This window comes from Rhizobium sp. NFR07 (genome assembly GCF_900111905.1).
Classification (GTDB): Bacteria; Pseudomonadota; Alphaproteobacteria; order Rhizobiales; family Rhizobiaceae; genus Neorhizobium.
In genome coordinates, this window is the sequence record NZ_FOKM01000011.1 from 166,550 (window position 1) to 188,330 (window position 21,781).

Genomic DNA, 21,781 nt, shown 5'->3' on the forward strand with positions numbered 1-21,781 from the left:
CATGAAGCTCGTCTTTTACACCCACTCGCTGATGTCCGACTGGAACCACGGCAATGCGCATTTCCTGCGAGGGATCATGCGCGACCTCATCAGGCGCGGCCACGAGGCGATAGCCCTCGAGCCCCTTGATTCTTGGAGCCGCAGCAATCTTGTGCAGGACCAGGGCGAGACAGCACTCAAAGACTTCGCCGCGCATTTTCCAGAACTTCGCGCCGAATTGTATGATGCCGGCTTCAATCATGAAGCAGCCCTTGCCGATGCGGATGTGGTCGTGGTGCACGAGTGGACGGATCCAGAGCTCGTTGCCGAAATCGGGCGCTTACGTGCCACAGGTGGCACATTCACCCTGATGTTCCATGACACCCATCACAGGGCCGTTTCTTCGGCAGGCGACATCGCCGGACTGAGGCTCACCGACTACGATGGCATCCTTGCTTTCGGCGAAACCCTACGTGAGCGGTATCTCAAAGCCGGCTGGGGCAACACAGTGTTTACCTGGCATGAGGCGGCGGACGAAACGCTGTTCAGGCCGATGCCGCAGGTGGAAAAGACGGGCGATTTGATCTGGGTCGGCAACTGGGGCGACGATGAACGCTCCGCGGAGATCGTTGAGTATCTGGTGCAACCGGCAAAGTCACTCGGCCTCAAAACGCTGGTGCATGGGGTACGCTATCCCGACAACGCCAAGCAGGCTTTGGCAGACGCTAACATCATCTTCGGCGGCTGGATTGCCAACGCAAGGGTGCCCGATGCCTTCGCCCAGTATCGAGTGACGGTGCATATTCCACGGCGTCCATATGTGCAGAACCTCCCAGGAATTCCGACCATCCGTCCGTTCGAGGCACTTGCATGCGGCATCCCGCTGATCTCGGCACCCTGGGACGATGCGGAGCATCTGTTTCGCCCGGGGAAGGACTTTCTGATTGTGCGCGATGGCGAAGAGATGAAGGCACGGCTGCGGGAGGTCCTCTCTGACCGCGATCTCGCGCAATCGCTTACCGCCTCGGGCAGGGAAACGGTTTTGGCGCGCCACACTTGCCGCCACCGGGTCGACGAACTCCTCACCATCCTAGCTGACTGCGGTACCGATCGCGTCATCCGCAAGCTCGTTTCCCCGGAGGCCGCAGCATGAAGATCGCCTTTTATGGTTCTAGCCTCGTGTCCGCCTACTGGAATGGCGCTGCCACCTACTATCGTGGCCTGCTACGGGCACTCGCTGAGAAGGGTTACGACATCACCTTTTACGAGCCTGACGTCTACGACCGCCAGAAGAACCGCGATATCGACCCGCCGGAATGGTGCAAGGTCGTCGTCTACAAAGGCACGATCGAGGCGCTCAAGGACGTCGCGGCGCGGGCTGGCGAGGCGGATCTGGTCGTCAAGGCGAGCGGCGTTGGCTTCGAGGACGATTTGCTGCTGGACGAGGTTTTGCGGGCCGCAAAACCTAAGGCGCTGAAGATCTTTTGGGACGTGGATGCGCCAGCGACGCTCGGAGAGCTGCGTGCAGCGCCGGATCACCCGCTGCGCCGCGCCCTCTCGACGATCGATTTGGTATTGACCTATGGCGGTGGCGATCCGGTGGTCAATGCTTATAGGGCGATGGGAGCGCGCGACTGTATTCCCATCTACAACGCGCTCGATCCAATGACGCACCATCCTGTCGATCAAGATGCCCGCTTCACTGCCGATCTTGGCTTCCTCGGCAACCGGCTGCCGGACCGCGAAGCTCGTGTCGAACACTTCTTTCTGGAGCCGGCGGCGGAACTTCGCAATGCTAGCTTCATGCTCGGGGGCTCGGGCTGGCAGGACAAGCCGATGTCCGCCAACATCAACTATATCGGGCACGTTTCTACCCGTGACCATAACGCATTCAACGTGACGCCCAAGGCTGTACTCAACGTCTCGCGTGCCAGTATGGCGGAAACTGGCTTCTCGCCGGCGACGCGGGTGTTTGAGGCGGCTGGTGCCGGCGCCTGCCTTATCACCGACTTCTGGGAGGGCATCGAGCTGTTCTTGAAACCCAACGAGGAGGTTCTGGTGGCGCGTGACGGAAAGGACGTGAGCGACATCCTTGCCGGGCTCAGCAACGATCAAGCACAGCTGATCGGCAAGAACGCCCTCCACCGCGTGCTGGCGGACCACACCTACGCCAGCCGTGCCGTGACAGTCGATGCGATCTTCCGCGCCCATGCGGCCCGGCAAATGGAGGCTGCCGAATGACGCGCCCACTCGACATCGTCTTCGTCGGCCTTTCACTTTCGTCATCCTGGGGCAACGGCCATGCAACCACGTTCCGTGCGCTGATCCGTGGGCTTAGCGCGCAAGGCCACCGGGTGCTCTTCCTTGAGCGTGACGTCCCTTGGTATGCCAGCCAACGCGACCTGCCTGACCCTGATTTCTGCCGGCTGGCCTATTACTCCGGCGCCGATGAGTTGACCAACAGATTTGAAATGGCAATCACGTCTGCGGATGCCGTCATCATCGGCTCCTACGTGCCGGACGGGGTGGCCGTTATCAAAGCGGTGGCGGCCTTATCCCCCAGACGCCTGTGCTTTTACGACATCGACACGCCGGTGACGCTCGCCAAGCTCGACCGCGGCGACGAGGAGTATCTGGCGCTCGAACAGGTCCCGGTTTTCGACGCCTACTTTTCGTTCTCCGGCGGCGAGGTGCTGACCCGGCTGGAGCGGGACTACGGCGCACGCCAGGCAATCGACCTCTATTGTTCCGTCGACGCGGAGCGTTACGGCAATACGGGTGAAGGTTTCGAATGGGATCTTGGCTATCTGGGCACCTATAGCCCTGATCGCCAGCCAACGCTTGAGCGGTTGCTGATCGAGCCGGCGCGAGCCCTTCCGCATCTTCGCTTCGTCGTCGCCGGACCGCAATATCCCGACACAATCGACTGGCCTGCAAATGTAGAACGGATCGAACACCTGCCGCCGCAGGACCATCCGAGCTTTTACAGCAGACAGCGCTTCACCTTGAACGTGACCCGCGCCGACATGATCGCGGCGGGATGGTCGCCAAGCGTTCGGCTGTTCGAAGCGGCTGCCTGCGGCACGCCGATCATCAGCGATGATTGGCGAGGGCTGAGTGAGCTTCTTCCAGAGGGTGAGGCGATCTTCATTGCGCGCAGCACTGATGATGTTGTTGCTGCCCTTAAGGCGATGGAGGAGCAGCATCGGATCGCTATGAGCAGGGCAGCCCATGCCCGGGTTATGCATTTGCATACCGGCAGTGCCCGCGCTCTTCACCTGGTCTCAGCGCTAGAGAGTCTTGTGATCCACCAACCCGCACAAGTCGAAGCGCTCGAACGTGTTCAACATGAGGACCGAGGAGAACGGAATGTTGCAAAAAGTGCATGACGGTAAAACCAGAACTGTCCTCGTGGCTGGCGGAGCCGGCTTCGTTGGCTCGCATCTGTGCGACGCGCTTCTGTTGCGGGGTGATAAAGTGATATGCGTCGATAGCTTCCTGACAGGATCAAGGGCTAATGTTCGTCCGCTGGAAAATCACCCCAAGTTCCGTCTCGTTGAACAGGATGTGTGCCATCTCTTAAACATCGAAGAGCAGGTTCATCAGGTCTACAACCTGGCCTGCGCGGCATCTCCACCCTCTTATCAAGCCGATCCAGTCCATACGATGATGACCTGCGTGGCTGGAACGGGCAACTTGCTTGCTCTCGCGGAACGCCATAACGCGTCGTTCCTGCAAGCTTCGACGAGCGAAGTGTACGGCGATCCTGAAGAACATCCACAGCGTGAAGATTATCGTGGCAACGTCAGCTGCACCGGGCCGCGGGCTTGCTATGACGAGGGCAAGCGTGCCGCCGAGGCACTTTGCTTCGATATGTTACGGGCCGGTCGCACCGACGCGCGCGTCGTGCGCATATTCAACACTTATGGGCCGCGCATGCAGCCAAACGACGGTCGCATCATCTCGAACCTTCTAGTACAGGCGCTGTCGGGTGACCCATTGACTATTTACGGTAGCGGCGAGCAAACGCGGTCTTTCTGTTTCGTGACAGACCTCGTAGCAGGTTTGATGGCACTGATGGATGTTGATCCGAATCCGGGCGCGCCCGTCAACATTGGTAACCCGGGCGAGTTCACCATCAATGAGCTTGCCGCGATGATCCTGACGATGGTTCCCGGAAGGTCCGAAATCGTCTACCGGCCCCTGCCCAAGGACGATCCGCAGCGTCGTCGCCCAGATATAGCCCGTGCCAAGGAATTGCTCGATTGGGAGCCCAAAGTCCCGCTGTCGCAAGGGCTGCAAGAGACAGCGGATTATTTTGCTTCAGTTCTTTTCGAACCTGGACTGCGTGCGAGGCCCTCAAGAGAAAAACCACGCCCCGGTCTAACCGGTGCGCTGCAGATTGGAGCCTGAGGAATGGACGCTGCAAGAAAAGCAGACGATGACATCAAGCGCCGGCTCGCCGAACTTGGGCCCTGGTTCCAGAACATCCACGTGCAGGGGGTGCCCACCGCCCCCGATCATTTCCTGGGCGATTATCCAACTTTCAAATGGCAGGGGTTCAAGGAGGTGGTCCCGCAAGACTTGGCAGGACGCAGCGTTCTCGACGTCGGATGCAATGCCGGCTTTTATTCCTTCGAGATGAAGAAGCGCAATGCCGGTCGCGTATTAGGGATCGACGCAGACCCACACTACCTTCGGCAGGCCCGCTTTGTGGCCGAGCAGACTGGCCTGGACGTGGAGTTCCGCCAGATGTCGGTTTACGACGTCGGAAAGCTTGGCGAAAAATTCGACCTCGTGATTTTCATGGGCGTGCTTTACCATCTGCGCCACCCTCTGCTTGCGCTCGACCTTCTCTATGAACATGTCGTAGGCGATCAGATGTTGTTCCAATGCCTACAACGCGGGGATGAGCGACTTCCGCAGCTTCAGGAGAACTACGATTTTTCTGAATGGTCCCTGTTCGACCGGCATGATTATCCCAAACTCTTCTTTGTGGAAGAGCGCTACGCTTCCGACCCAACCAACTGGTTCATCCCCAATAGGGCAGCCATGGAAGCCATGCTGCGCAGTTCTGGCTTTGTGATCGACGCCCATCCGGAACGGGAAGTCTATCTTTGTCACCGCAGTGAGCGGCATTATGCGGTCGAAGTGCCACCTCAGATCTGCTGAACAGGCGGCACTGAAAGCTCCTGCAACGACAGCCGCTGTTTTGCAAAATAAGCCGGCTCGGAAACGTGTCGTAGGAGGTGAACTTGCAGAGGAACAGTATCGAAACTGAAAGCCCGACAACAAAGGCTGCTGATGGCCTCACGCCGGCTCTCGCCCGCAACATCGACGCGGTAATGCAGCGGCGGCGCGAAACAGCCGACGCGGCTTCATTGCAAGAACGCGCAGCTGCCGCAATTAGTCGGTTCGCAGGATCAATGCCCTTCGTCTACATTCATCTCGTATTATATGGGACGTGGATTGTAGCCAATCTAAACTGGCTGCCAGGTGTGCGACCGTGGGATCCGTCGCTTGTCATTCTCGCGATGGAAGCGTCAGTCGAAGCCATCTTTTTATCGACCTTTGTTCTGATCAATCAAAATCGGATGGCGGCCGAAGACGATACGCGTGCCGATCTCGATCTACAGGTCAGCCTGTTAAACGAGCATGAAACGACGCGTCTAATCGCTATGGTGGAGGCGATCGCCAAGAGGCTGGATGTGCCGATTGAGGCTGGCGAGGAGCTAAGCGAGCTGAAAGAAGATGTTGCCCCCGAGGCTGTACTCGATCGAATTGAATCCGAAGAGACGCGTTAGTCGGTCATGCAGCCTCTCGAACATCTATCACGTCCGTGTGGGCGCCAGATCATTCCCGCCAAGGGTGACCTTCTACAAACCTTCGCCTCTGAATATGCTGTAGTCGCAAAACCGAAAACCTGTGGAAGCCAATGCTGGACTGATCAAGACCAGAGGTGGCTCGCGATCAGCCCAGCTCATATCCTCTTTGAACAAAACACACGGCATAGAGCACGCGACAAACGGTGGAGCTCTCGTACCCGCCGAGTTTATGCTCACTGCTGCTTTGCCTGTTAATATTCTTCGTCGTCCCAAGACGAAGATTGCTCGCCTGCTCCGGCTTTTCCGGCTTCCCATTCCTTGGTCGCCTGAACCCAGTGCTCCTCGTGGTAGCCGTCCGGCCGGCCGGCCTCCTCCCACAGCTCATACGCCCTTTTTGTGATCCATCCTTCGCGGTCAACTACCATGGCTTCCTTCCTTCACTGTCATCGCCCTTCACACCCGGGCCACACACGAACCATCGGCCTCGAAGATAGTTTCTTCAGTATCTCATTCGAAATTGGGGAGCCTCCTGTGAGCACCACGTCAACCAGCACCCGCCACCTCCCGAGGAAACTTGTCTGGGCCGGTATCGCTCTCGGCTTTGGGCTCGGCGGCTTTTTCGACGGAATTCTGCTTCATCAGGTTTTGCAGTGGCACCACCTCCTTAGCGGGCTGGAGGATGCGCGTCTTGATCTGCGAACCTTGATCCTCACGGACGGCCTGTTTCACGTCCTGATGTACATCATAACCTGCTGTGGGTTATGGGCGCTCTGGCGCAGACGAAGCGATGTAAACTGGCTTGTCCCTGATCGGACAATGGTCGCATTCGCAGCAGCCGGTTTCGGGCTCTGGCATATCGTTGACAGCATCCTTTCTCATTGGCTCCTCGGTATTCACCGCGTCAGAATGAATGTCGAAAACCCTCTCCTTTGGGACCTGATATGGTTTTTCGCCTTCGGGGTGATGCCGGTGATCGCCGCAGCTTACCTAACGAAATTTCCGCCCGCACCACGCACAACAATCTTGAGTTCGCCCCTAGCGCTTGTCATCGCGACCTTCACTACGGGCTCTGCCGCGCTCTTGCCCGCTCCCCAGTCGGGCACGGTGATGGTGATGTTCCGACCCGGCATGAACGTCTCACAGACAGTCGCAGCCATCGGCTCCATCGACGGAAGAATTGTGTGGACCGACGACACGATGCAGGTTTGGGCGATCAAGCTGACAAAGCCCGAAAGGGCTCTTGAACTCTACCTCGAAGGAGCGATGCTCGTCGGCAACTCGATCCTGCCAGCCGGGTGCTTCGGCTGGACAAGCCCTAGCGTAGATAAAGCAGGCCCGCGGCCGCAATCGCGAGAACGATAAACACAAGAAGCCCAAAGCGAAAAATCCCGGATCGCGCCCCCATCGGTCCGACGAGCCGGAAAAACCAGTCCGGGCCTTGGTTGCCAGAGTGGGACATGTTCAAGTTCCTTTGATGAGGCCGTAGCCGGGATGACGGATCTAAGCCCAAGGGCGGTGAGCGCCACGACGAAATCGCCTCGCTACTACCAACAACATTAGGCGGTTCAGGGAGGAAGTTTCACAAAGCGTCCACCTGAAACCGCGTTGGGGTTGCATTGTTCCTTAGCTAGGAGCCGCTAAGTGTGGCTGCTGTAATAGGTTGCCTGGAACGCCGACGCCTGAACGAGACCTGTAGTTACCGACAAGTCGTCAACGACTTCCGGGAAATGAGGAGAGGGCGCACCTCTATCGACGGTGCCGGGCGACCGCTTGTTGGTCTGGGATCATCGCGCGCAAGGCCGTGACGATCTTCACCTATTCTCTGGCACCGCGTGCGAAGAGCCGCTCTGCAATATGATGAGCCGGCGGGAACTCTTCCTGTGGAGCAGGGTTCGTTTCCATCGATCAAGAACCGCGCGAAGCGCGTGACCGGACAGGAGTTACGATGACCAATGCCAGAGTAGGATCGCCACACAACGAGGGCACGAGCACGACCGAGAACCAATTCGGCCGGTCAGTCGAGAGCCAGGCACAAATTGCTGACGCCGAGAAAATTGCGACCGCCACAGAGGTTGGCGAGCTTTTGAACATCTATCGACTGGAACCTGTCGCGCCGCCCAATGATTTTCGCTGGGATCAGGCACCTTCTTTGGGAACCGTGGTTGTCGCTGCGCGGACCGCTGGCGATGCTCGCATTGTTGCAGCTGGCGCGGAGTTGGATTTCCAAGAAATAGACGCCCTTCCGGCTGAGGATGTCTCGACAAGGAACGCGAGCGCGTTTCGAGACGAAAAAGCCTACACCGTCATCGAGGTGGAACACGGGCGGGAAGGCTTGCAGCGAGGCGTGCTCCAGGGCGAAGTCCCTGTCGATCTCGTTCGACCAACGCAGGTCTGAGCTTGCGGCTGGGGTCCGCGCGAGATCACCTTCGGACACTACATTTGGTACCGTCGTGAGCGCCTGATCGGGCTCAGCGGATAAGGGCGTGTGGCTGGTGAATTCAGACTGACTGACTTGAATCTGACTTTTTCGCTTCCTAGCTCACCGGGCGATCGGGGTTTTGAGCTCGGTCCCTTTCACACGCGCGTATGGAGTGAGACTGCATGGAAGACCAGATTGAAACCATCAAGAGTGCCAGCATCCACGAGAGAGAAGAGATCATCACCGATTTCGCTCGATGGCTTGAGACGGCCTCTCAGGATGCTTTTGTCTATGGTGAGGGGCGTTTCGCTTTGATGTCGGCCAGCATGGCTGAAGCGATCCGATTAAACGCCGATGAACTTGCTCGCGAGACGCCCGAAACCGCTGAACGCGTGCTGCAGCAAGCTTGGTCTATGATCTCCCGGTTCAAGGCGGCGTATCCTCATCCCGTTATAAGTCGATCGGTACACTGACGCCGGCCAATTTTTTTCGCAGCAGATCTTGAATCAGAAAATCGGAAAACCAAAATCGATTGTCACCAGCCGCTGAACCAAGGGCTGGTATTGCCGGGAGCGCCGCTTTTGGCATTCCCGTACCCATGTTGCTTCAAGGAGGATATGGCTATGGCAACATCTTACGACTACGCACCTCTCTACCGCTCGAGCGTCGGCTTCGATCGGATCTTCAATCTTCTGGAAAATGCTCAGCGCGTCCGCTCGCCCAATGACTGGCCGCCTTATGACATTATCAAAACGGATGACGACACCTACCGCATCTCGATCGCGGTCGCGGGCTTTTCCCAGGACGATCTGGACATCACCTTTCAGTCCAATCTCCTGATGGTTACCGGCAAGAAGCAGGACGCCGTAACGGAGGCCTACTTGCATCGCGGAATTGCTGGCCGTCCGTTCGAGCACCGCTTTGAACTCGCCGACCATGTTCGGGTGAACGGGGCGGATCTGAGCAATGGGCTCCTGACGATTGAGCTTGTGCGCGAGATCCCGGAAGCTCTGAAACCGCGAAAGATTTCGATCCGGAACGCGCCTTCGTTGACCTCGGTCGCGCCTGCACAAATTGAAGCGCACAAAGCGGCTTGATCCTGAAGTTCGTCCATAGTGCCAGGGCGCCACCGCGGTGGCGCCCGTCAACATTCCGGGTTGGGAAGGGAGAGAGCTATGAAACCCGATATGTTCAGAGAACCCGTAACTATTCTTGTCGGCCTGGGCTTTCCTGCGAAAGTTTGCAGCGTTATGGACGCTTACCGACACCTCGTTGAATGGCCGGGGTCGTTCAGGGATGCGGCACACTCTGTTGCTCTGAATGCATGTCAGGCGGCGCTTCGTGGCGAGATCGAAGCAGACACAGCGCGCGGCCTCTTCGTAGCGTTCGCAGAAAAGCATGAGCTTCTATCGGCCGAAACGCCACTGGTCTTGGGCGCTCGATCGCGTAACGACAGCGATCCCCATGTGCAGTGAGGTGCAGCTATGGGGCACCAAGCGATCATACAGCAGTTCGTCGACGGAGCATCAGCCATCGGACCTATCGTTCTGATGCCACGCATGCAGTTAGGGCGGCCCACCGATGTGTTGCGAGCGCCGTCCCTGTCGATTGATGACAAACGCGCCATATTGGCCGCCTGGGCCTCCGATTTGTATGCCGTCGAGTCAAAACCGGCGTTGCGGCAGTTGCCCGGGACAGCAGAACCAGTCCCAATAGATGAGGTACAGTCGGCACTTATCGAACTCGACCAGCGCTGTCAGCCCTAAACGCCGGCGACTATCTCTTCGACGTGCAAGCTGATTTTTTCCCTGCCGCAGGTCCGATGCTGATCGTCCCGGGCTCTCTTGGCACCAAGGACCATCTGCTTGCGAGCAGCTTCAGACGTCGCGCGCGGACGGTAACAACCTGTTCGTGGAAGGAATTGGTTGCGTTCACGTGGCCACTGCTTCCCGACGAGCGGGCCCAACTTGCGTTCGATTTCACGGAGAACCTTTTGATCATGCCTCCGTCGAGCCGATGTCAGACGTTGGTCCGGTGCCATATGAACTCACGACGGCCAAAAGGCCTAATACGGCGACGCATGATTGGGCCCAAAGTCCCAAGCGGGAACCCGATGGCAAGCTTCTTCATTGGTGGAGCGACGAGAACCTCGTTGAATAGGAGAAAGCAAATGAACAAGAAGCAAGTCGTAGTTTTTGCCACTGCAATGTTCATGGCCGGCGGTGCTATGGCGCAGCAGTCCACCGTCAACGGCGCTGCCGGCGGTGCGGTTACGGGTGCGATTGTCGGTGGTCCGGTGGGAGCAGCTGTTGGCGGTGTTGTTGGCGCAGTCGCCGGTACGGCGATCGACCCGCCGCCGGAACGGGTTGTGACTTACGTTCGGGAAGCTCCCATGCCAGCAGATACCGTTGTTGTGAAAGAAAAGGTCGTAGTCGGTGAACCGCTTCCTTCGACCGTTATGGTTGAGCAGGTCCCGGAGAATCCGAATTATTCGTACGCGATCGTAAACAACCAGCGCGTCATTGTTGAGCCGTCAAGCCGCAAGGTGATCCAGGTGATCAACTAGAAAAGTCGGCCTGTGAGGTACGGTGGGGTGGAGTGGTTCCAGCCCACCATTTTCTTTAGTCGAGGTAGAAAATGAAGTCGCTCATTGTGGGTGTTGTAGCGGTCATGGGTGGAATGATCGTCGTACTCGTCGGCTTCAACGATCCAACAAAGCAGCCTCGCATCGGCTTCATCTCCGACGCAACGGCAAATGGCTCAGCAGGCCTGTCTTCAGAAAAACGCTGACCTATCCAGGATCGGCGTGGCGCCCCTGCAGCCTCCGGAACGTGGACAGAGTTAGTGAGAGCTCGTCGTAGTTTCGTCAATTCCGCTTGGTCTGCCAAGCAAACCTCGATGAGCAACCCTTTCGCGAAGCGCTTCGCCATAGCCACCTCAACAAGTACCGGCTCTATCCCGTTTTGGCGCAGAGGCTGTCTGGCGAGACCTCGTCACAAAAAAGCGGAGAGTTCTGCAACGGGTGTTTCAGGTCAGATGCACGACGAAGCATCTTAAAAGGACGTCTCCGTCTGGGAGACCGGCAATCGACGGCCTCCCAGGATCTCAATATAGTTTAGAACTCTTCCCAATTGTCGGTTGCCGCTGCCGTCGCAGCGCCGCTGCGGCCGCCAAAAGCCTGAGCAATTTTACCGACCATCCCCCGGGCGGGCGATGTTACCGGGGCAGAGCGCATTGAGGCCATCGCTGCAGCGGCCTGACTCAACGCGTTGCTTTGTCTGCCGGACGTACTAGCCTGGCCGAGCTGGAACTGACTAATCAGTTCCCGCAGCCTGCCGGCTTCGGTGGCAAGCGTTGCCCCAGCGGCGTTGGCTTCCTCAACCATGGCAGCGTTCTGTTGGGTTACCTGGTCCATCTGGTTAACGGCGGTGTTAACTTCCGAGAGGCCTACCGACTGCTCGCGCGATGAGGTGGCAATCGACTCCATGTGCTGGTTGATGGTGACGATATGAGCTTCGATCGCGCGCAGCGCCTCACCAGTTTCGCGTACCAACTTAACACCGGTACCTACTTCAACAGAAGATTTGCCGATCAGGTCCTTGATCTCCCTGGCTGCACTCGCCGATCGTTGGGCTAGTTCACGAACTTCCTGCGCAACGACGGCAAAACCCTTGCCGGCCTCACCGGCTCTTGCTGCTTCGACACCCGCGTTGAGGGCGAGAAGGTTGGTCTGGAACGCGATGTCGTCGATCACGCCAATGATGTTGGAGATCTGGCCGGAGGATTCCTCGATCCTGCCCATAGCTTGGACGGCATTTGCAACGACCGCGCCGGAATGGCGTGCGCTTTCATTCGCTTGTATCGCGACCTCACGGGCCTCCTGCGCACGCTTGGAGGAGTTGGAAACATTGACGGTGATCTGGTCCAGTGCCGCTGCGGTTTCCTCAAGCGAGGCGGCCTGCTGCTCGGTGCGCTTGGAAAGGTCGTCGGCGCTTTGGCTGACTTCGCGCGAACCGCTGTCAATCGAGCTGGTTGCCTGAGCGACAGAACCCAGCGTGCCGCGCAACTGGCTAACGGCGGCGTTGAAGTCCGCCCGGAGGGTCTCAAAATCATCGGCAAAGGGACGGTCGAGCTGGAAGGTCAGATCGCCGGACGAGAGATGCTTCAAGCCGGTTGCGAGCCCATTGGTGGCCTCCGCCATTTGCTCAGCGCGGATACGCGCTGCTTCGGCATTGTGACGGCGCTGCTCTTCGGTCATGTTGCGCTGCTCATCGGCCTGCCGCTCCAGTTCTTTGGTCTTCAGCGCATTGTCCTTGAACACCTTTACGGCGCGCGCCATGGCACCGGTTTCATCGGGGCGTTGCTCACCGTCAACGTTAGCGGTGAGGTCGCCCGAAGCCAGGCGCACCATGGTAGAAGTCAGTCGGCCAATAGCGTTACCGAGCGATTTGGCGAACAGGAAGAACGCGGTCAGGGCAAGGAGTGAAATAACAAGGGTAACGCCGAGCATCGTCCAGAGCGACGCACGGGCGCTTGCAAGGATATCGGTCGCATCCGTCCCGACCTCTATGACGCCAATCTTCTCACCGGCGAACGAACTGAATGGGACCGCTTTGATGAACATGTCACGGCCCTCGAGAACGTCTGGTTCGAAGACCGGCCTACCGTCCAGAGCGTCTTGCAGCGATGACGTGTCCAGAAATGCTTGGTTACCATCGGTCGAAGACTGATTGACGATCTTGCCATCCTGAACAACATTGACCGATATCTCGGCGCCGAGCCGTTCGGCCAATGGCCTGAAGTAGGGGTTCGAGAGCTCGGTTCCGATGTCGACGACACCAACAACGTTTCCGCCAATAACGACTGGCGCAACGGCATAGATGCCGATACCCGATTTACCGGGTTCGATACCTGCTGCAAGTTTGCCTGACGCAATCACCGACGCCACGGTCTTGCGACGCCCCAGGTAGTTGTCGCCAAACTTGTCGGGGGCGTGGATGCGGGCGACAACGTTGCCCTTTGCATCTGCGATCGTAACAAGCTGCAGCCCACCGGTCTGCGCCATCGAAGCCAGATTCTGCGACAGCTTTTTGATCAGCGTCTGGCGATCATTGCTTACAATCAGCCCAGGCATGTCTGGCTCGCCGGCAAGCACGAGTGCCAATGCCGATGCAGATCGTTGAATAGCGTCCATGTCCGTCTGGATGACTTGCAGGTCGCTGGCGGCTTTACTGTAAAGCGCCTCATTATTCATGGTACGCTGTTCATACCAGGCGACACCGCCAATGGCAGCGCTGGTGAAAAGCACAGCAGCACATCCGTAAAGTGTGATCTTGCGCCAGAGAGGTTTGGTGACGGTCGAGGTCGCAGTCATAGTTCATCTTCTCGCATTGCTTTGCAATGATCGATAAATGAGAAAGCTGAATTTTAGCTAAATGTAGTTCGTTTTGTCTTTGATTGATCAGCCGGATTTCGCTCGGCTGATGCGGGACGGCCAGGAAGATCTTGTTGCCACTGGTTATCTCGATGATCGCTCCCGCGTGGTCGGGACTGCATACGCCGACCGTCGATGCTCTGAGCCGGCGCCTCGGCCTCTAAACTAACTTTGGAGCTGGACCCGACTGATCCTGTCGTCGAGTGCGGTTAGATTCGGGTCGCCTAAGCCTAAAGTCGCGCCTGACACGTAAGCGATAGCCGCTTCTCGCGGCAAAGGCCGAGACAGGAGGAAGCCCTGTAAATCGTCGCAGCCGAGGCTTTTCAGCGCTGCACGCTGTTCGGCCGTCTCAACGCCCTCCGCCGTGATCTTCAGGCCCTTGGCGCGCGCCATGTCGATCATCGCAACCACAAGCGCTCGGCTGTCACCTCGATGCATTTCATCAACAAAAGACTTGTCGATCTTTATTCGGTCAATCTCGACCTTCTGCACCCTGGAGAAGGAGGAGTAGCCAGTCCCAAAATCATCGATCGCAAAACGCACGCCTGCTGTTCGCAGCGTGGAGATAGTGCGTCCGAGCTCACCATCATTGTCGGTGGTCGCGCTCTCGGTCATCTCGATCTCGAGCCTGTCAGGCCTCAAATTAAAGCGTGCAAGAGTTGTCAGTACGCGAAGGGCGTAGCCAGGGGCTTCCAGTTCACGCGCTGAGGCATTGACCGCAACTGTGATCTCAGGAAGTTCAGCCAGCGTCTTGCACGCGTCTTCAAGCACAAGACAACCGATCTCGCGGATTAGACCCATCTCCTCGGCGAGAGGAATGAACTGGTCGGGACTTATATAACCGAGAGTAGGGTGGTTCCAACGAGCGAGCGCCTCGAGCGAACAGAGCCTACCGTTGCTTGCTGAGAATACGGGTTGATAAAAGGTCTCGATCTGGCTGCAGGTCTCGACTGCGGATCGCAGGTCATTTTCAAGCGCTCTGCGCTTGCGCAGCAGTTCGTCCATATGGTCTCCGAAGATCGCATAGGTATTCCTCCCGGCAGCCTTGGCGTGATACAGCGCGATATCCGCCTTGCGTGTCAGTTCAGCCGGGTCGCATGGTCCGCGTGTAAAGGCCACACCGACGCTTGCCCCGATAACGACATGCGCCGTTTCGATCTCGAATGGCGCCTTCAAGCCATGGACAAGGGTGTCCGCGAGGTCCTCCGCAACGAGCGCGTCATCCCCCTGAAGCAGAATTGTAAATTCGTCGCCCCCAATTCTGGCGATCAGAGCCTCGGGGATGAGATCACGCATGCGTGCGGCCGCCAGGCTGATCAGCTTATCGCCAACCGGGTGGCCAAAGGTGTCATTGACAGCCTTGAAGCGATCGAGATCGACGAACAGCACAGTGTGACCTTCGTCATCCGAAGCTTGCCGCAGCCGACGATTGAGCTCTTCGTTGAAGCGAGCACGATTTGCGAGGCCGGTCAGCGCATCGTGAGAGGCCTGATGGCTGAGCTCTGCACGGCTCGCAGCGAGCCGTTCCGTTCGACGCCAAATCGCGCCTCCAGCCAAGCTGCTCCCGGCGAATAACGCGACGAATGCAAGGACCAGGGCAGGGGTGGTGGCCTCAAGGACATGGTGCCCCGGCCGAAACGGTTTCCATTCGAAGTATCCAAAGATTTCCCCATCTCGCCCTTTCAACGGCACGAATGCTAGATTGCGATCCTGGGGACGCGTTGCCGAAAACTGCAGATCGGAAAACTCGTACTCCGTGCCGATGACGGTCGGCAAATCGCCGTCGAGAAACCGCACCGCGACATGAAGCATTTCACTGCCGGCTGTCTGCTCGACATCGCCCGTGTCGGACACGATTGGTTTGACGCTCACGATCGCTGGACGAAACCCGACATAGGATAGATCCGTTTCGCCGATCGAGAGGATCTTATCGCCGGTGCCTTCGGTGTCACCGGCAGTAAGCCGGGCTTGAAGCGTCTCTGCAAGTGGCAGGTATGCGGCGCGCAGGTCGCCTGGAGTAGGAGCATATTCTACGTCAGAAGAAAATTGGTACAAAGGCACAAGGTCGGGTGTCAGCACAAGGGCGGTGTCATGACCAAAGTAACTATGCATCCACGAGCCGAGATTTGCATCGATCCATTCGATGTCTCTTGCTCGGGCATTTCTTACTGCATCGTCCCAGACCGTCGCGCTTTCCTGATCATGAGCAATTCCCGCCTTTAGTTTTGCAACTGTCAAGGTGACGAGATCGCGTTGCCTCAGAACCGCAACTTCGTCGCTGCGAGCGGCCGCCCAGCTTAAGCTGAAGAAAAGCAGACCGCACAGGACGAGAGAGGCGCAAGCCGGAAGTACCCATCGTAGTAACCACTGAGATTGAAGCTGCATTGTCATTCGCGGTACGCCATCCTGTATTTAATCGAACCGTAAAACAGTGGCTATTAAAACGGCGGCAAGCAAACTGGTTACAGGCTGGTTAAAGGGCGCTCCGTACGCTGGCGTACGGTTATGGTCGGCTGTGTCTGAAAGCGGAGCTGCGACGTTATCAGGCAAGGTTCGCACAAGGCCCAGACCACAAGAGGGGCGGGGCAACCGAGATGCTTGCGGAAGCCAAGCAGCGGATCATGAGGATCGGAAATGACCTTCGACGTCGAAATGATGCTTGACTGGCAACAGCGGGGAATGAATGCCCGAGTGCTTGGTCTTTCCGCAAGCAAGAACCCCGTCGCGCCTTATCTCGAGACAGCAAGCTGTCCGAAAGAAAAGGAAAACTGGATGGAAAAGGCGGAGGCTTGGTTGTTTGGCTGGAATATCGAGAATGCAGCAAGAGCATTCTCATGACGGGCTAGGGGCGAAAGGTAACAGCGATTAAGGACGACCGTCCGGTTTCGTAAACGCGCCGGTTTCCCGGCTCGGCCCAGTGATGTGACACCTCTCCGAGGCTGTCCTTCTTTTCGAAGAGAGCCGGATGTGACTGTCGACGAGGCTGCGGCAAGGTCGAGGGTGCGCGGTTGGCGCGATCGAAAAGCCGTATAAACCTCGCCCCTCGCGAGCTTTTGGGCGAGCCGTGAAGCGACCTGTCAAGGTTCTTCGAGAGGCCGGCACTGGGGTGTGCTGCGACAAAGGCCAAGGCAGAGCGAAAGCATCGGCGGCGGGACTGACAGCAGCGTCAGGTCAGTTGGAATAGGGCAGAGCGCTGAGGAAATACAGCATAATGAATGTGCTTAGAGCTGGCTGGCTTTCCTTCTCAATTCCTACGAAATGTCAGGCGGCTCTGAAATTTAACCTTACAAAGTAATCTTAAATTACGGACGTACTTGCAGTTGCGACGTCTGCGTGCTTCTAGACCGCAATCGGTAGAGGCTATCCATGTCTGAAAAACTTCCTCAGAGCTTTTATGATCGACTAGAGCGCGAATGGCGCATGTTGGATCCCGAGCGACCAAAACCGGAGCCCAGGCTCGAACCGACTGAACCGCTGAAGCGCCTCCGGATATCGCGCGTCGACTAACCTGCACCTGACACCGCGGTTCTGGCGCTTGCAGATCGATCGGCTTGTGACAGGTCAGCGTGACGAAATGCGAACGCGTGTTTAGAAACCCGTAAATTTGCCGAGGTAAAACGGCCGTGGGCGCTGGCTGGGGCTTGTCCCTCCCAAGATCTGCCAAGGCGGGTTTGAAACCAATTTGCAGCGCGAACCGAAGCCGCGCGGGCGCCCCTCCACTTCGCCCCTCCTTGTATCGGCCACCATGTCGCAAAGCGCATCCGTAATTCTTTATGTCGAGCAGGCGGACACTTGCGAGGAAACCCGACACCACCTACTGTTTCGCGGATAGGGGTTTGAGATAACGTGGGGGCACGGATGATTGTGCGGTATGCGCTAGCTGTAGTCACGCTTGCACTTTCGACAGCGTCTGTCCTCGCACAAGCGCCGAGCTTCAACGAAGAGCGATCGAGCGGTGAGACCGCTTATGACATGACGCTCAACCCGGTGGTGACACAGGCAGTGCTGCGGGACTTCGATGCCATTCGCGCCGAATGTGCAAAATCTGATCAGATCTATCGACCGGATTGCATAAGGCAGGGGCTTGAGCTCACGTCGCGACGGATACCCTTTCACGGTGACTATGGCGCAATGCGCCAGACGCTGCGGCAAACATCGATGGAGATCGCATCCGAAGTGTCGTCAAAGAAAGATCCGAACCGAGACCGGCTCGAAATCGATCCGGACACAAATGTCCGTTTTCGATCGAGGCGCTATTACACGCCCGTCAAGATCAGCGAAATGACAACTGTAAAGACCCGCGTGTCCGCTGCCTTGGATGCGTGTCAGTCACGTCTACTCAAGCTTGCTGACAGGTCCACCTCGTGGAACAAGAATTACACAGTCGTTGCGGTCGGGGTCTCGCGCCTGTCGTCGGTACTTCGCTGACATCGCATTGCAAGGGACGGGCTTGACCACCGATACGCCACGTCAGTGTGCAGCGATAACACGCGATCGGCGCTTTCCAGAAACAGCCTTCGCTACCATCTTCCCAGCAGTGGGCTATCGGATCAGCGCCCGGCCTTTGATCTTATTGGGACCTGCGCATCAACGTTGAATGTCGGTAGCTCGCTTGCAGGGACAGGCTTAGAAAGAAGATAACCTTGAAGGTCACTGCACCCGATCGCAATCAGGAAATCACGCTGGGCTTCCGTTTCAACACCCTCGGCGGTCGTTTCAATCCCAAGGCTTCTCCCGAGCGTGGTGATCGCCGCTGCGATCGCAGCGCCATTGCTTTGTCGGTCAAGCAGTCGCACGAATGAACGGTCGATTTTAATTCGGTCGATACCAAACTCAATCAAATGACTAAGCGATGAAAATCCGGTGCCAAAATCGTCTAAGGCGATCTTGATGCCGGCACGACGTAGACGGGATAGATTGTCCTTAACCTGGTCGGGATCATCGACGAGCGCCGTTTCGGTAAGCTCCAGCTCGAGGCTTGTGGTTGCAAGACCGCTTTGCGCCACGATAGCAAGAACCGATTCAGCAAACCCCGCATGCCGCAATTGCTTCGGCGACACATTAACGGCGATAGTTCTTCCCCCGAACTGGCGTTTGGCCACGAGGCATGCCTGATCTAAGATGAACTCTCCAAGGGCTTCGATGAGACCGCAATCTTCTGCGAGTGGGATGAATTTATCCGGAGCCAGAAGGCCAAGCCGCGGGTGTCTCCAGCGCACAAGCGCTTCTGCTCCGGAAATATCTCTCTCGTCGCCGGCTTTGTGAATGGTTTGATAATGGATCTCGAACGCCGCCTCATTGTCGATCAGGGGCTCAGAGTTCCCCCGAGCAGTCTTGAGCCTCGATATTCTGCCAAGCTCGCTGCGCAATTCTTCGATAAGTTGCTCGCGTTCTCTTTGCTCGCTTTCTAGCTCGACGCCGTAGAGCACAAATCGGCCACGCCCTGAGGCTTTGGCTTGATAGAGGGCAACGTCAGCGCGTCGAAGCAACTCATCGGCAGAGCAAGACATATCCGTGAGAGCGCATGCTCCGATTGAGCAGCCTATATTGACGATGACCTCACCGTGGTGCAGTTCGAACGGACGCTTGAATTCTGCGACAATCGCCTCAAACAGTGACAATCGATCCGCGCCCTCATCAGCTTTCGTGGTCAGGATGAGCGCAAACTCATCCCCGCCGAGACGAGCCAGCGTGTCGCTCCCCGACAGCATTGTGTTGATGCGCGCCGTTGCTTGCAACAGAAGCTCGTCGCCAGCGGCATGTCCATAGGAATCGTTGACTGCCTTGAAGCGATCAAGATCGATCAGAGCGACGGTGGTGAAACCGTTCTGGCAATTTTGCGCCTGATAACAGACCTCGAGCCTTTGGGCGAAAAGCTCACGATTTGGCAATTTCGTCAAAACATCATGGAGCGCCAAGGCACGCGAGCGCTGCTCACTGCGCCTCAAGGCGTCCCAGCTTCGATTAAGCCGAAATACCAGAAAAAAGAACAGGATGGCGAGAACGGCAACTGCTGCACAAACGTATGGCGTTAGGCGATCGATTACGCGGGAGCCCGGAAGATCTGGCGTCCATATGATCACACCTATCGGATCACCCGTTGCAGTCGCTTCGACCTGAAACGCGACCTCACTCTCCTCCGCATCCAAGGTGCGGGCGTAGCGCGCTCCATTGAGCCCCATCTCGCGACTGAAGTCATCAAGGGCCGCGCCATCGAGGAACCGGAAACCGATGAGGTAGTAGGAAGGCAACGGGACGCTTGTCGTCTGCGTTCTATGCGGATCCAACTGTTCACTAATTGGGACGATACCGACAAGTGATGGGCGGCCCTCAAGTCGCATCAGTTCGGCCTGGACACCTTTTGATGACGCGGGCGGCTCAAGCCCGCCTGACTTGCGCGATTCATTGAGCTGGACCCGTTGGAGCATGTCACCCAACAGTGGACGGACCCACTGATAGCGGCGCACCGTGTCCACGTCTTCTCGAAACGGGAAGTTGCCCTCCCGGTTGACGATGAGAAGCTTTTCGAAGCCAAATACGGATGTGACTGTGTGCCCAAAGCGCCTTGCGTCGTCAAAGCGAGGACTACGACCGTCCCGATCACCTGACACCGAAAGCAAGGAGCCATAACCCGCAGCCAGCAGACTCATGTCGTCGGCGACCTGCTTTACTTGGTCATCGAGCCGCTTTGTCACCAACTGTTTCTGTCGTTCAAGTGCTGCAAGGTCGCTCTCGGCACCCGCCCATACCGTTGCCAATACCGCCAAAAGCAACGCAGCAATGCCGCTTGCGGCAATTGGCACGAAAATCATACGGTTATTCTTGCGGAGCGAGATACCGTTCAGTAACGCCTGCGATAAACGTGTAAGCAATTCCGCCCCCTTAAGTCGAGACAGAGTTCCGCAAAAACATTTCAGAAAGCTTATGAACGCATATGAAAATCAAGCGATATGTGAACTAAATTTTTAAAGCGGGTGTGCTCCAATGCGTTCAGTCATCATGGATGGAGCAAGGGGAAGCTATGAATATATATAGACGCTGGGGGTTCAACCAGAAGCAAAAGAGCGGTTTGACCGTCTGCGTAGCTCTTGCACTGTCGGGGATGCCTCTATCTGCCGCCGTAGCACAAACCGTTACTAAGATCGCAGTTGAAGGCATTTTTCCGCCATTCAACTATCTAGATTCAAAAGACCAGCTTCAGGGTTTCGACGTCGAAATTGCCAAGGCACTCTGTGAAAGCGCTAAACTTACCTGCGATTTTGTCGTGCAGGACTGGGATGGCATGATCCCCAACCTGCTCGCGTCGAAATTCGACGCGATTGTCTCATCGATGTCGATGAGTGCCGAACGCAAGCAGCAAGTCGCTTTCACCGACCGTTACTACGACAGTCCGTCGGTCTTCGTCGTGCAGAAGACATCTGCGATAAAAACAACCGATGCGGAGGGCCTCATGAAGGCGAAACTCGGCGTCACCCTGTCGACCTCCCAGGCGAGTTACGCTGAAGATCACTATCCTCATCTCGACAGGGTGGTCTTCCAATCCTCGCCCGAACTTTACAAGGCGCTGGAAACCGGCGACGTCGATGTCATCCTCGAGGACAAGCTTGCCATCTACGACTGGCTGACCAACACCAAGGCGGGGCTCTGCTGTGAGTTCCGTGGCGGGGATGTCAAGGATGTAACATACTTTGGCGAAGGGGCAGGCATCGCCGTCCGGCCGGGCGATAAAGCCCTCTTGGACACGCTCAACCAGGCCTTGAGAGAGATACAGGCAAACGGAACCTACGATCAGATCAACGCGAAGTATTTCCCCTTCAGCATCCGATGAGGAGGAAAGCCAGGCGAACCGGTTCAATCTGCTGATTGTTCTCTGTGTTCCAAATAGGCCGCGACAAACGATTCTCGTGAGCGCTCGAGGTGACGGGAATTGGCCGTCGCGGCCATACAGACCAGGATGGCGCTGCAATAGGCATGGCCCGAGTGGTCAGCCATATCTTCTCTGAGGTAGCGGAGCGCTTCTCGCGGACCATCTATCGCGAGTTCATGACCTTGATCGTCCAGGACATAAACCACGTTTGCCCATAGTCTGCGAAAGCTTGCTTCGATGACTGAACTCAAGGCATT

The 21,781-nt window shown here is 57.2% G+C and carries 22 protein-coding genes; 17 read left to right on the plus strand and 5 right to left on the minus strand.

The features are described 5' to 3' along the window. Position 1 precedes the first annotated feature (1 nt). From BM216_RS22180 to BM216_RS22205, 6 genes are all read left to right on the plus strand, one after another. Entirely contained in the window at positions 2–1,132 is a 1,131-nt protein-coding gene (locus BM216_RS22180) for a CgeB family protein (protein WP_093001396.1), read from the plus strand. Further along, complete coding sequence (locus BM216_RS22185) at positions 1,129–2,220, plus strand: CgeB family protein (RefSeq protein ID WP_093001397.1); 1,092 nt, start codon at positions 1,129–1,131, stop codon at positions 2,218–2,220. The genes BM216_RS22180 and BM216_RS22185 overlap by 4 nt, the downstream gene beginning before the upstream one ends. Continuing rightward, on the plus strand, positions 2,217–3,368 hold the full coding sequence (locus tag BM216_RS22190) for a CgeB family protein (RefSeq protein WP_093001398.1): 1,152 nt from the start codon (positions 2,217–2,219) through the stop codon (positions 3,366–3,368). Before BM216_RS22185 ends, BM216_RS22190 begins: the two co-directional genes overlap by 4 nt. Beyond that, complete coding sequence (locus BM216_RS22195; protein ID WP_093001399.1) at positions 3,349–4,392, plus strand: UDP-glucuronic acid decarboxylase family protein; 1,044 nt, start codon at positions 3,349–3,351, stop codon at positions 4,390–4,392. The genes BM216_RS22190 and BM216_RS22195 overlap by 20 nt, the downstream gene beginning before the upstream one ends. A gap of 3 nt (positions 4,393–4,395) precedes the next feature. Continuing rightward, positions 4,396–5,151: a TIGR04290 family methyltransferase gene (locus BM216_RS22200; protein WP_093001400.1), complete on the plus strand. Its 756-nt coding sequence runs from the start codon at positions 4,396–4,398 to the stop codon at positions 5,149–5,151. 83 nt (positions 5,152–5,234) lie between these two features. Continuing rightward, positions 5,235–5,783 carry a DUF1003 domain-containing protein gene (locus BM216_RS22205; protein WP_244530266.1) on the plus strand — a complete coding sequence of 183 codons (549 nt, stop codon included), beginning with the start codon at positions 5,235–5,237 and terminating at the stop codon, positions 5,781–5,783. A gap of 272 nt (positions 5,784–6,055) precedes the next feature. Here BM216_RS22205 and BM216_RS22210 read toward each other — a convergent pair whose 3' ends face one another. Then, on the minus strand, positions 6,056–6,229 hold the full coding sequence (locus BM216_RS22210; RefSeq protein WP_093001401.1) for a DUF2934 domain-containing protein: 174 nt from the start codon (positions 6,227–6,229) through the stop codon (positions 6,056–6,058). Positions 6,230–6,335: 106 nt separating this feature from the next. On the opposite strand from BM216_RS22210, the gene BM216_RS22215 reads away from it, so the two are divergent. The 8 genes from BM216_RS22215 (at position 6,336) to BM216_RS34095 (ending at position 11,013) form a co-directional block, all read left to right on the plus strand. Beyond that, the gene (locus BM216_RS22215) at positions 6,336–7,166 is read left to right on the plus strand and encodes a DUF2243 domain-containing protein (protein ID WP_244530267.1); all 831 of its coding nucleotides are present in this window, start codon (positions 6,336–6,338) and stop codon (positions 7,164–7,166) included. Between the two features lie 583 nt (positions 7,167–7,749). After that, positions 7,750–8,199 carry a hypothetical protein gene (locus BM216_RS22220; RefSeq protein WP_093001403.1) on the plus strand — a complete coding sequence of 150 codons (450 nt, stop codon included), beginning with the start codon at positions 7,750–7,752 and terminating at the stop codon, positions 8,197–8,199. A 206-nt stretch (positions 8,200–8,405) separates the two neighbouring features. Then, positions 8,406–8,696 carry a hypothetical protein gene (locus BM216_RS22225; protein WP_093001404.1) on the plus strand — a complete coding sequence of 97 codons (291 nt, stop codon included), beginning with the start codon at positions 8,406–8,408 and terminating at the stop codon, positions 8,694–8,696. 150 nt (positions 8,697–8,846) lie between these two features. Next, positions 8,847–9,320, plus strand: a complete 474-nt coding sequence (locus BM216_RS22230; protein WP_093001405.1) for an Hsp20 family protein — start codon at positions 8,847–8,849, stop codon at positions 9,318–9,320. 78 nt (positions 9,321–9,398) lie between these two features. Further along, a complete protein-coding gene (locus BM216_RS22235) occupies positions 9,399–9,698 on the plus strand; it encodes a DUF982 domain-containing protein (RefSeq protein ID WP_093001406.1) in 300 nt (99 codons plus the stop codon). Positions 9,699–9,773: 75 nt separating this feature from the next. Continuing rightward, complete coding sequence (locus tag BM216_RS34680) at positions 9,774–9,989, plus strand: hypothetical protein (RefSeq protein ID WP_244530270.1); 216 nt, start codon at positions 9,774–9,776, stop codon at positions 9,987–9,989. A 404-nt stretch (positions 9,990–10,393) separates the two neighbouring features. After that, entirely contained in the window at positions 10,394–10,789 is a 396-nt protein-coding gene (locus BM216_RS22245) for a DUF1236 domain-containing protein (RefSeq protein WP_093001408.1), read from the plus strand. Positions 10,790–10,860: 71 nt separating this feature from the next. Further along, the gene (locus tag BM216_RS34095; protein ID WP_177230866.1) at positions 10,861–11,013 is read left to right on the plus strand and encodes a hypothetical protein; all 153 of its coding nucleotides are present in this window, start codon (positions 10,861–10,863) and stop codon (positions 11,011–11,013) included. A gap of 325 nt (positions 11,014–11,338) precedes the next feature. Here BM216_RS34095 and BM216_RS22250 read toward each other — a convergent pair whose 3' ends face one another. Continuing rightward, positions 11,339–13,597, minus strand: a complete 2,259-nt coding sequence (locus tag BM216_RS22250; RefSeq protein ID WP_093001409.1) for a methyl-accepting chemotaxis protein — start codon at positions 13,595–13,597, stop codon at positions 11,339–11,341. A gap of 225 nt (positions 13,598–13,822) precedes the next feature. Further along, positions 13,823–16,048: a putative bifunctional diguanylate cyclase/phosphodiesterase gene (locus BM216_RS22255; protein WP_093001410.1), complete on the minus strand. Its 2,226-nt coding sequence runs from the start codon at positions 16,046–16,048 to the stop codon at positions 13,823–13,825. Between the two features lie 243 nt (positions 16,049–16,291). On the opposite strand from BM216_RS22255, the gene BM216_RS22260 reads away from it, so the two are divergent. After that, positions 16,292–16,495 carry a CrpP-related protein gene (locus BM216_RS22260; RefSeq protein WP_093001411.1) on the plus strand — a complete coding sequence of 68 codons (204 nt, stop codon included), beginning with the start codon at positions 16,292–16,294 and terminating at the stop codon, positions 16,493–16,495. A gap of 1,134 nt (positions 16,496–17,629) precedes the next feature. Then, on the plus strand, positions 17,630–18,085 hold the full coding sequence (locus BM216_RS22265; protein ID WP_143102823.1) for a hypothetical protein: 456 nt from the start codon (positions 17,630–17,632) through the stop codon (positions 18,083–18,085). A 122-nt stretch (positions 18,086–18,207) separates the two neighbouring features. Here BM216_RS22265 and BM216_RS22270 read toward each other — a convergent pair whose 3' ends face one another. Further along, a complete protein-coding gene (locus BM216_RS22270; RefSeq protein WP_244530268.1) occupies positions 18,208–20,529 on the minus strand; it encodes a bifunctional diguanylate cyclase/phosphodiesterase in 2,322 nt (773 codons plus the stop codon). Between the two features lie 230 nt (positions 20,530–20,759). Between BM216_RS22270 and BM216_RS22275 the strand changes: the two genes are divergently transcribed. Continuing rightward, positions 20,760–21,485, plus strand: a complete 726-nt coding sequence (locus BM216_RS22275; protein ID WP_244530271.1) for a transporter substrate-binding domain-containing protein — start codon at positions 20,760–20,762, stop codon at positions 21,483–21,485. Between the two features lie 23 nt (positions 21,486–21,508). Here the strand turns inward: BM216_RS22275 and BM216_RS22280 are convergent, their stop codons facing one another. Continuing rightward, positions 21,509–21,775, minus strand: a complete 267-nt coding sequence (locus tag BM216_RS22280) for a DUF982 domain-containing protein (RefSeq protein ID WP_177230867.1) — start codon at positions 21,773–21,775, stop codon at positions 21,509–21,511. Between the last annotated feature and the right edge of the window lie 6 nt (positions 21,776–21,781).

Bases quoted from the DNA above. Each gene is read 5' to 3' on its own strand.
- BM216_RS22260 (WP_093001411.1), top strand. From the start codon at position 16,292: ATGACCTTCGACGTCGAAATGATGCTTGACTGGCAACAGCGGGGAATG.
- BM216_RS22265 (WP_143102823.1), top strand. From the start codon at position 17,630: ATGACGCTCAACCCGGTGGTGACACAGGCAGTGCTGCGGGACTTCGAT.
- BM216_RS34095 (WP_177230866.1), top strand. From the start codon at position 10,861: ATGAAGTCGCTCATTGTGGGTGTTGTAGCGGTCATGGGTGGAATGATC.
- BM216_RS22200 (WP_093001400.1), top strand. From the start codon at position 4,396: ATGGACGCTGCAAGAAAAGCAGACGATGACATCAAGCGCCGGCTCGCC.
- BM216_RS34680 (WP_244530270.1), top strand. From the start codon at position 9,774: ATGCCACGCATGCAGTTAGGGCGGCCCACCGATGTGTTGCGAGCGCCG.
- BM216_RS22235 (WP_093001406.1), top strand. From the start codon at position 9,399: ATGAAACCCGATATGTTCAGAGAACCCGTAACTATTCTTGTCGGCCTG.
- BM216_RS22210 (WP_093001401.1), bottom strand. From the start codon at position 6,229: ATGGTAGTTGACCGCGAAGGATGGATCACAAAAAGGGCGTATGAGCTG.
- BM216_RS22255 (WP_093001410.1), bottom strand. From the start codon at position 16,048: ATGACAATGCAGCTTCAATCTCAGTGGTTACTACGATGGGTACTTCCG.
- BM216_RS22180 (WP_093001396.1), top strand. From the start codon at position 2: ATGAAGCTCGTCTTTTACACCCACTCGCTGATGTCCGACTGGAACCAC.
- BM216_RS22185 (WP_093001397.1), top strand. From the start codon at position 1,129: ATGAAGATCGCCTTTTATGGTTCTAGCCTCGTGTCCGCCTACTGGAAT.
- BM216_RS22230 (WP_093001405.1), top strand. From the start codon at position 8,847: ATGGCAACATCTTACGACTACGCACCTCTCTACCGCTCGAGCGTCGGC.
- BM216_RS22195 (WP_093001399.1), top strand. From the start codon at position 3,349: ATGTTGCAAAAAGTGCATGACGGTAAAACCAGAACTGTCCTCGTGGCT.
- BM216_RS22220 (WP_093001403.1), top strand. From the start codon at position 7,750: ATGACCAATGCCAGAGTAGGATCGCCACACAACGAGGGCACGAGCACG.
- BM216_RS22190 (WP_093001398.1), top strand. From the start codon at position 2,217: ATGACGCGCCCACTCGACATCGTCTTCGTCGGCCTTTCACTTTCGTCA.
- BM216_RS22225 (WP_093001404.1), top strand. From the start codon at position 8,406: ATGGAAGACCAGATTGAAACCATCAAGAGTGCCAGCATCCACGAGAGA.
- BM216_RS22250 (WP_093001409.1), bottom strand. From the start codon at position 13,597: ATGACTGCGACCTCGACCGTCACCAAACCTCTCTGGCGCAAGATCACA.
- BM216_RS22275 (WP_244530271.1), top strand. From the start codon at position 20,760: ATGCCTCTATCTGCCGCCGTAGCACAAACCGTTACTAAGATCGCAGTT.
- BM216_RS22245 (WP_093001408.1), top strand. From the start codon at position 10,394: ATGAACAAGAAGCAAGTCGTAGTTTTTGCCACTGCAATGTTCATGGCC.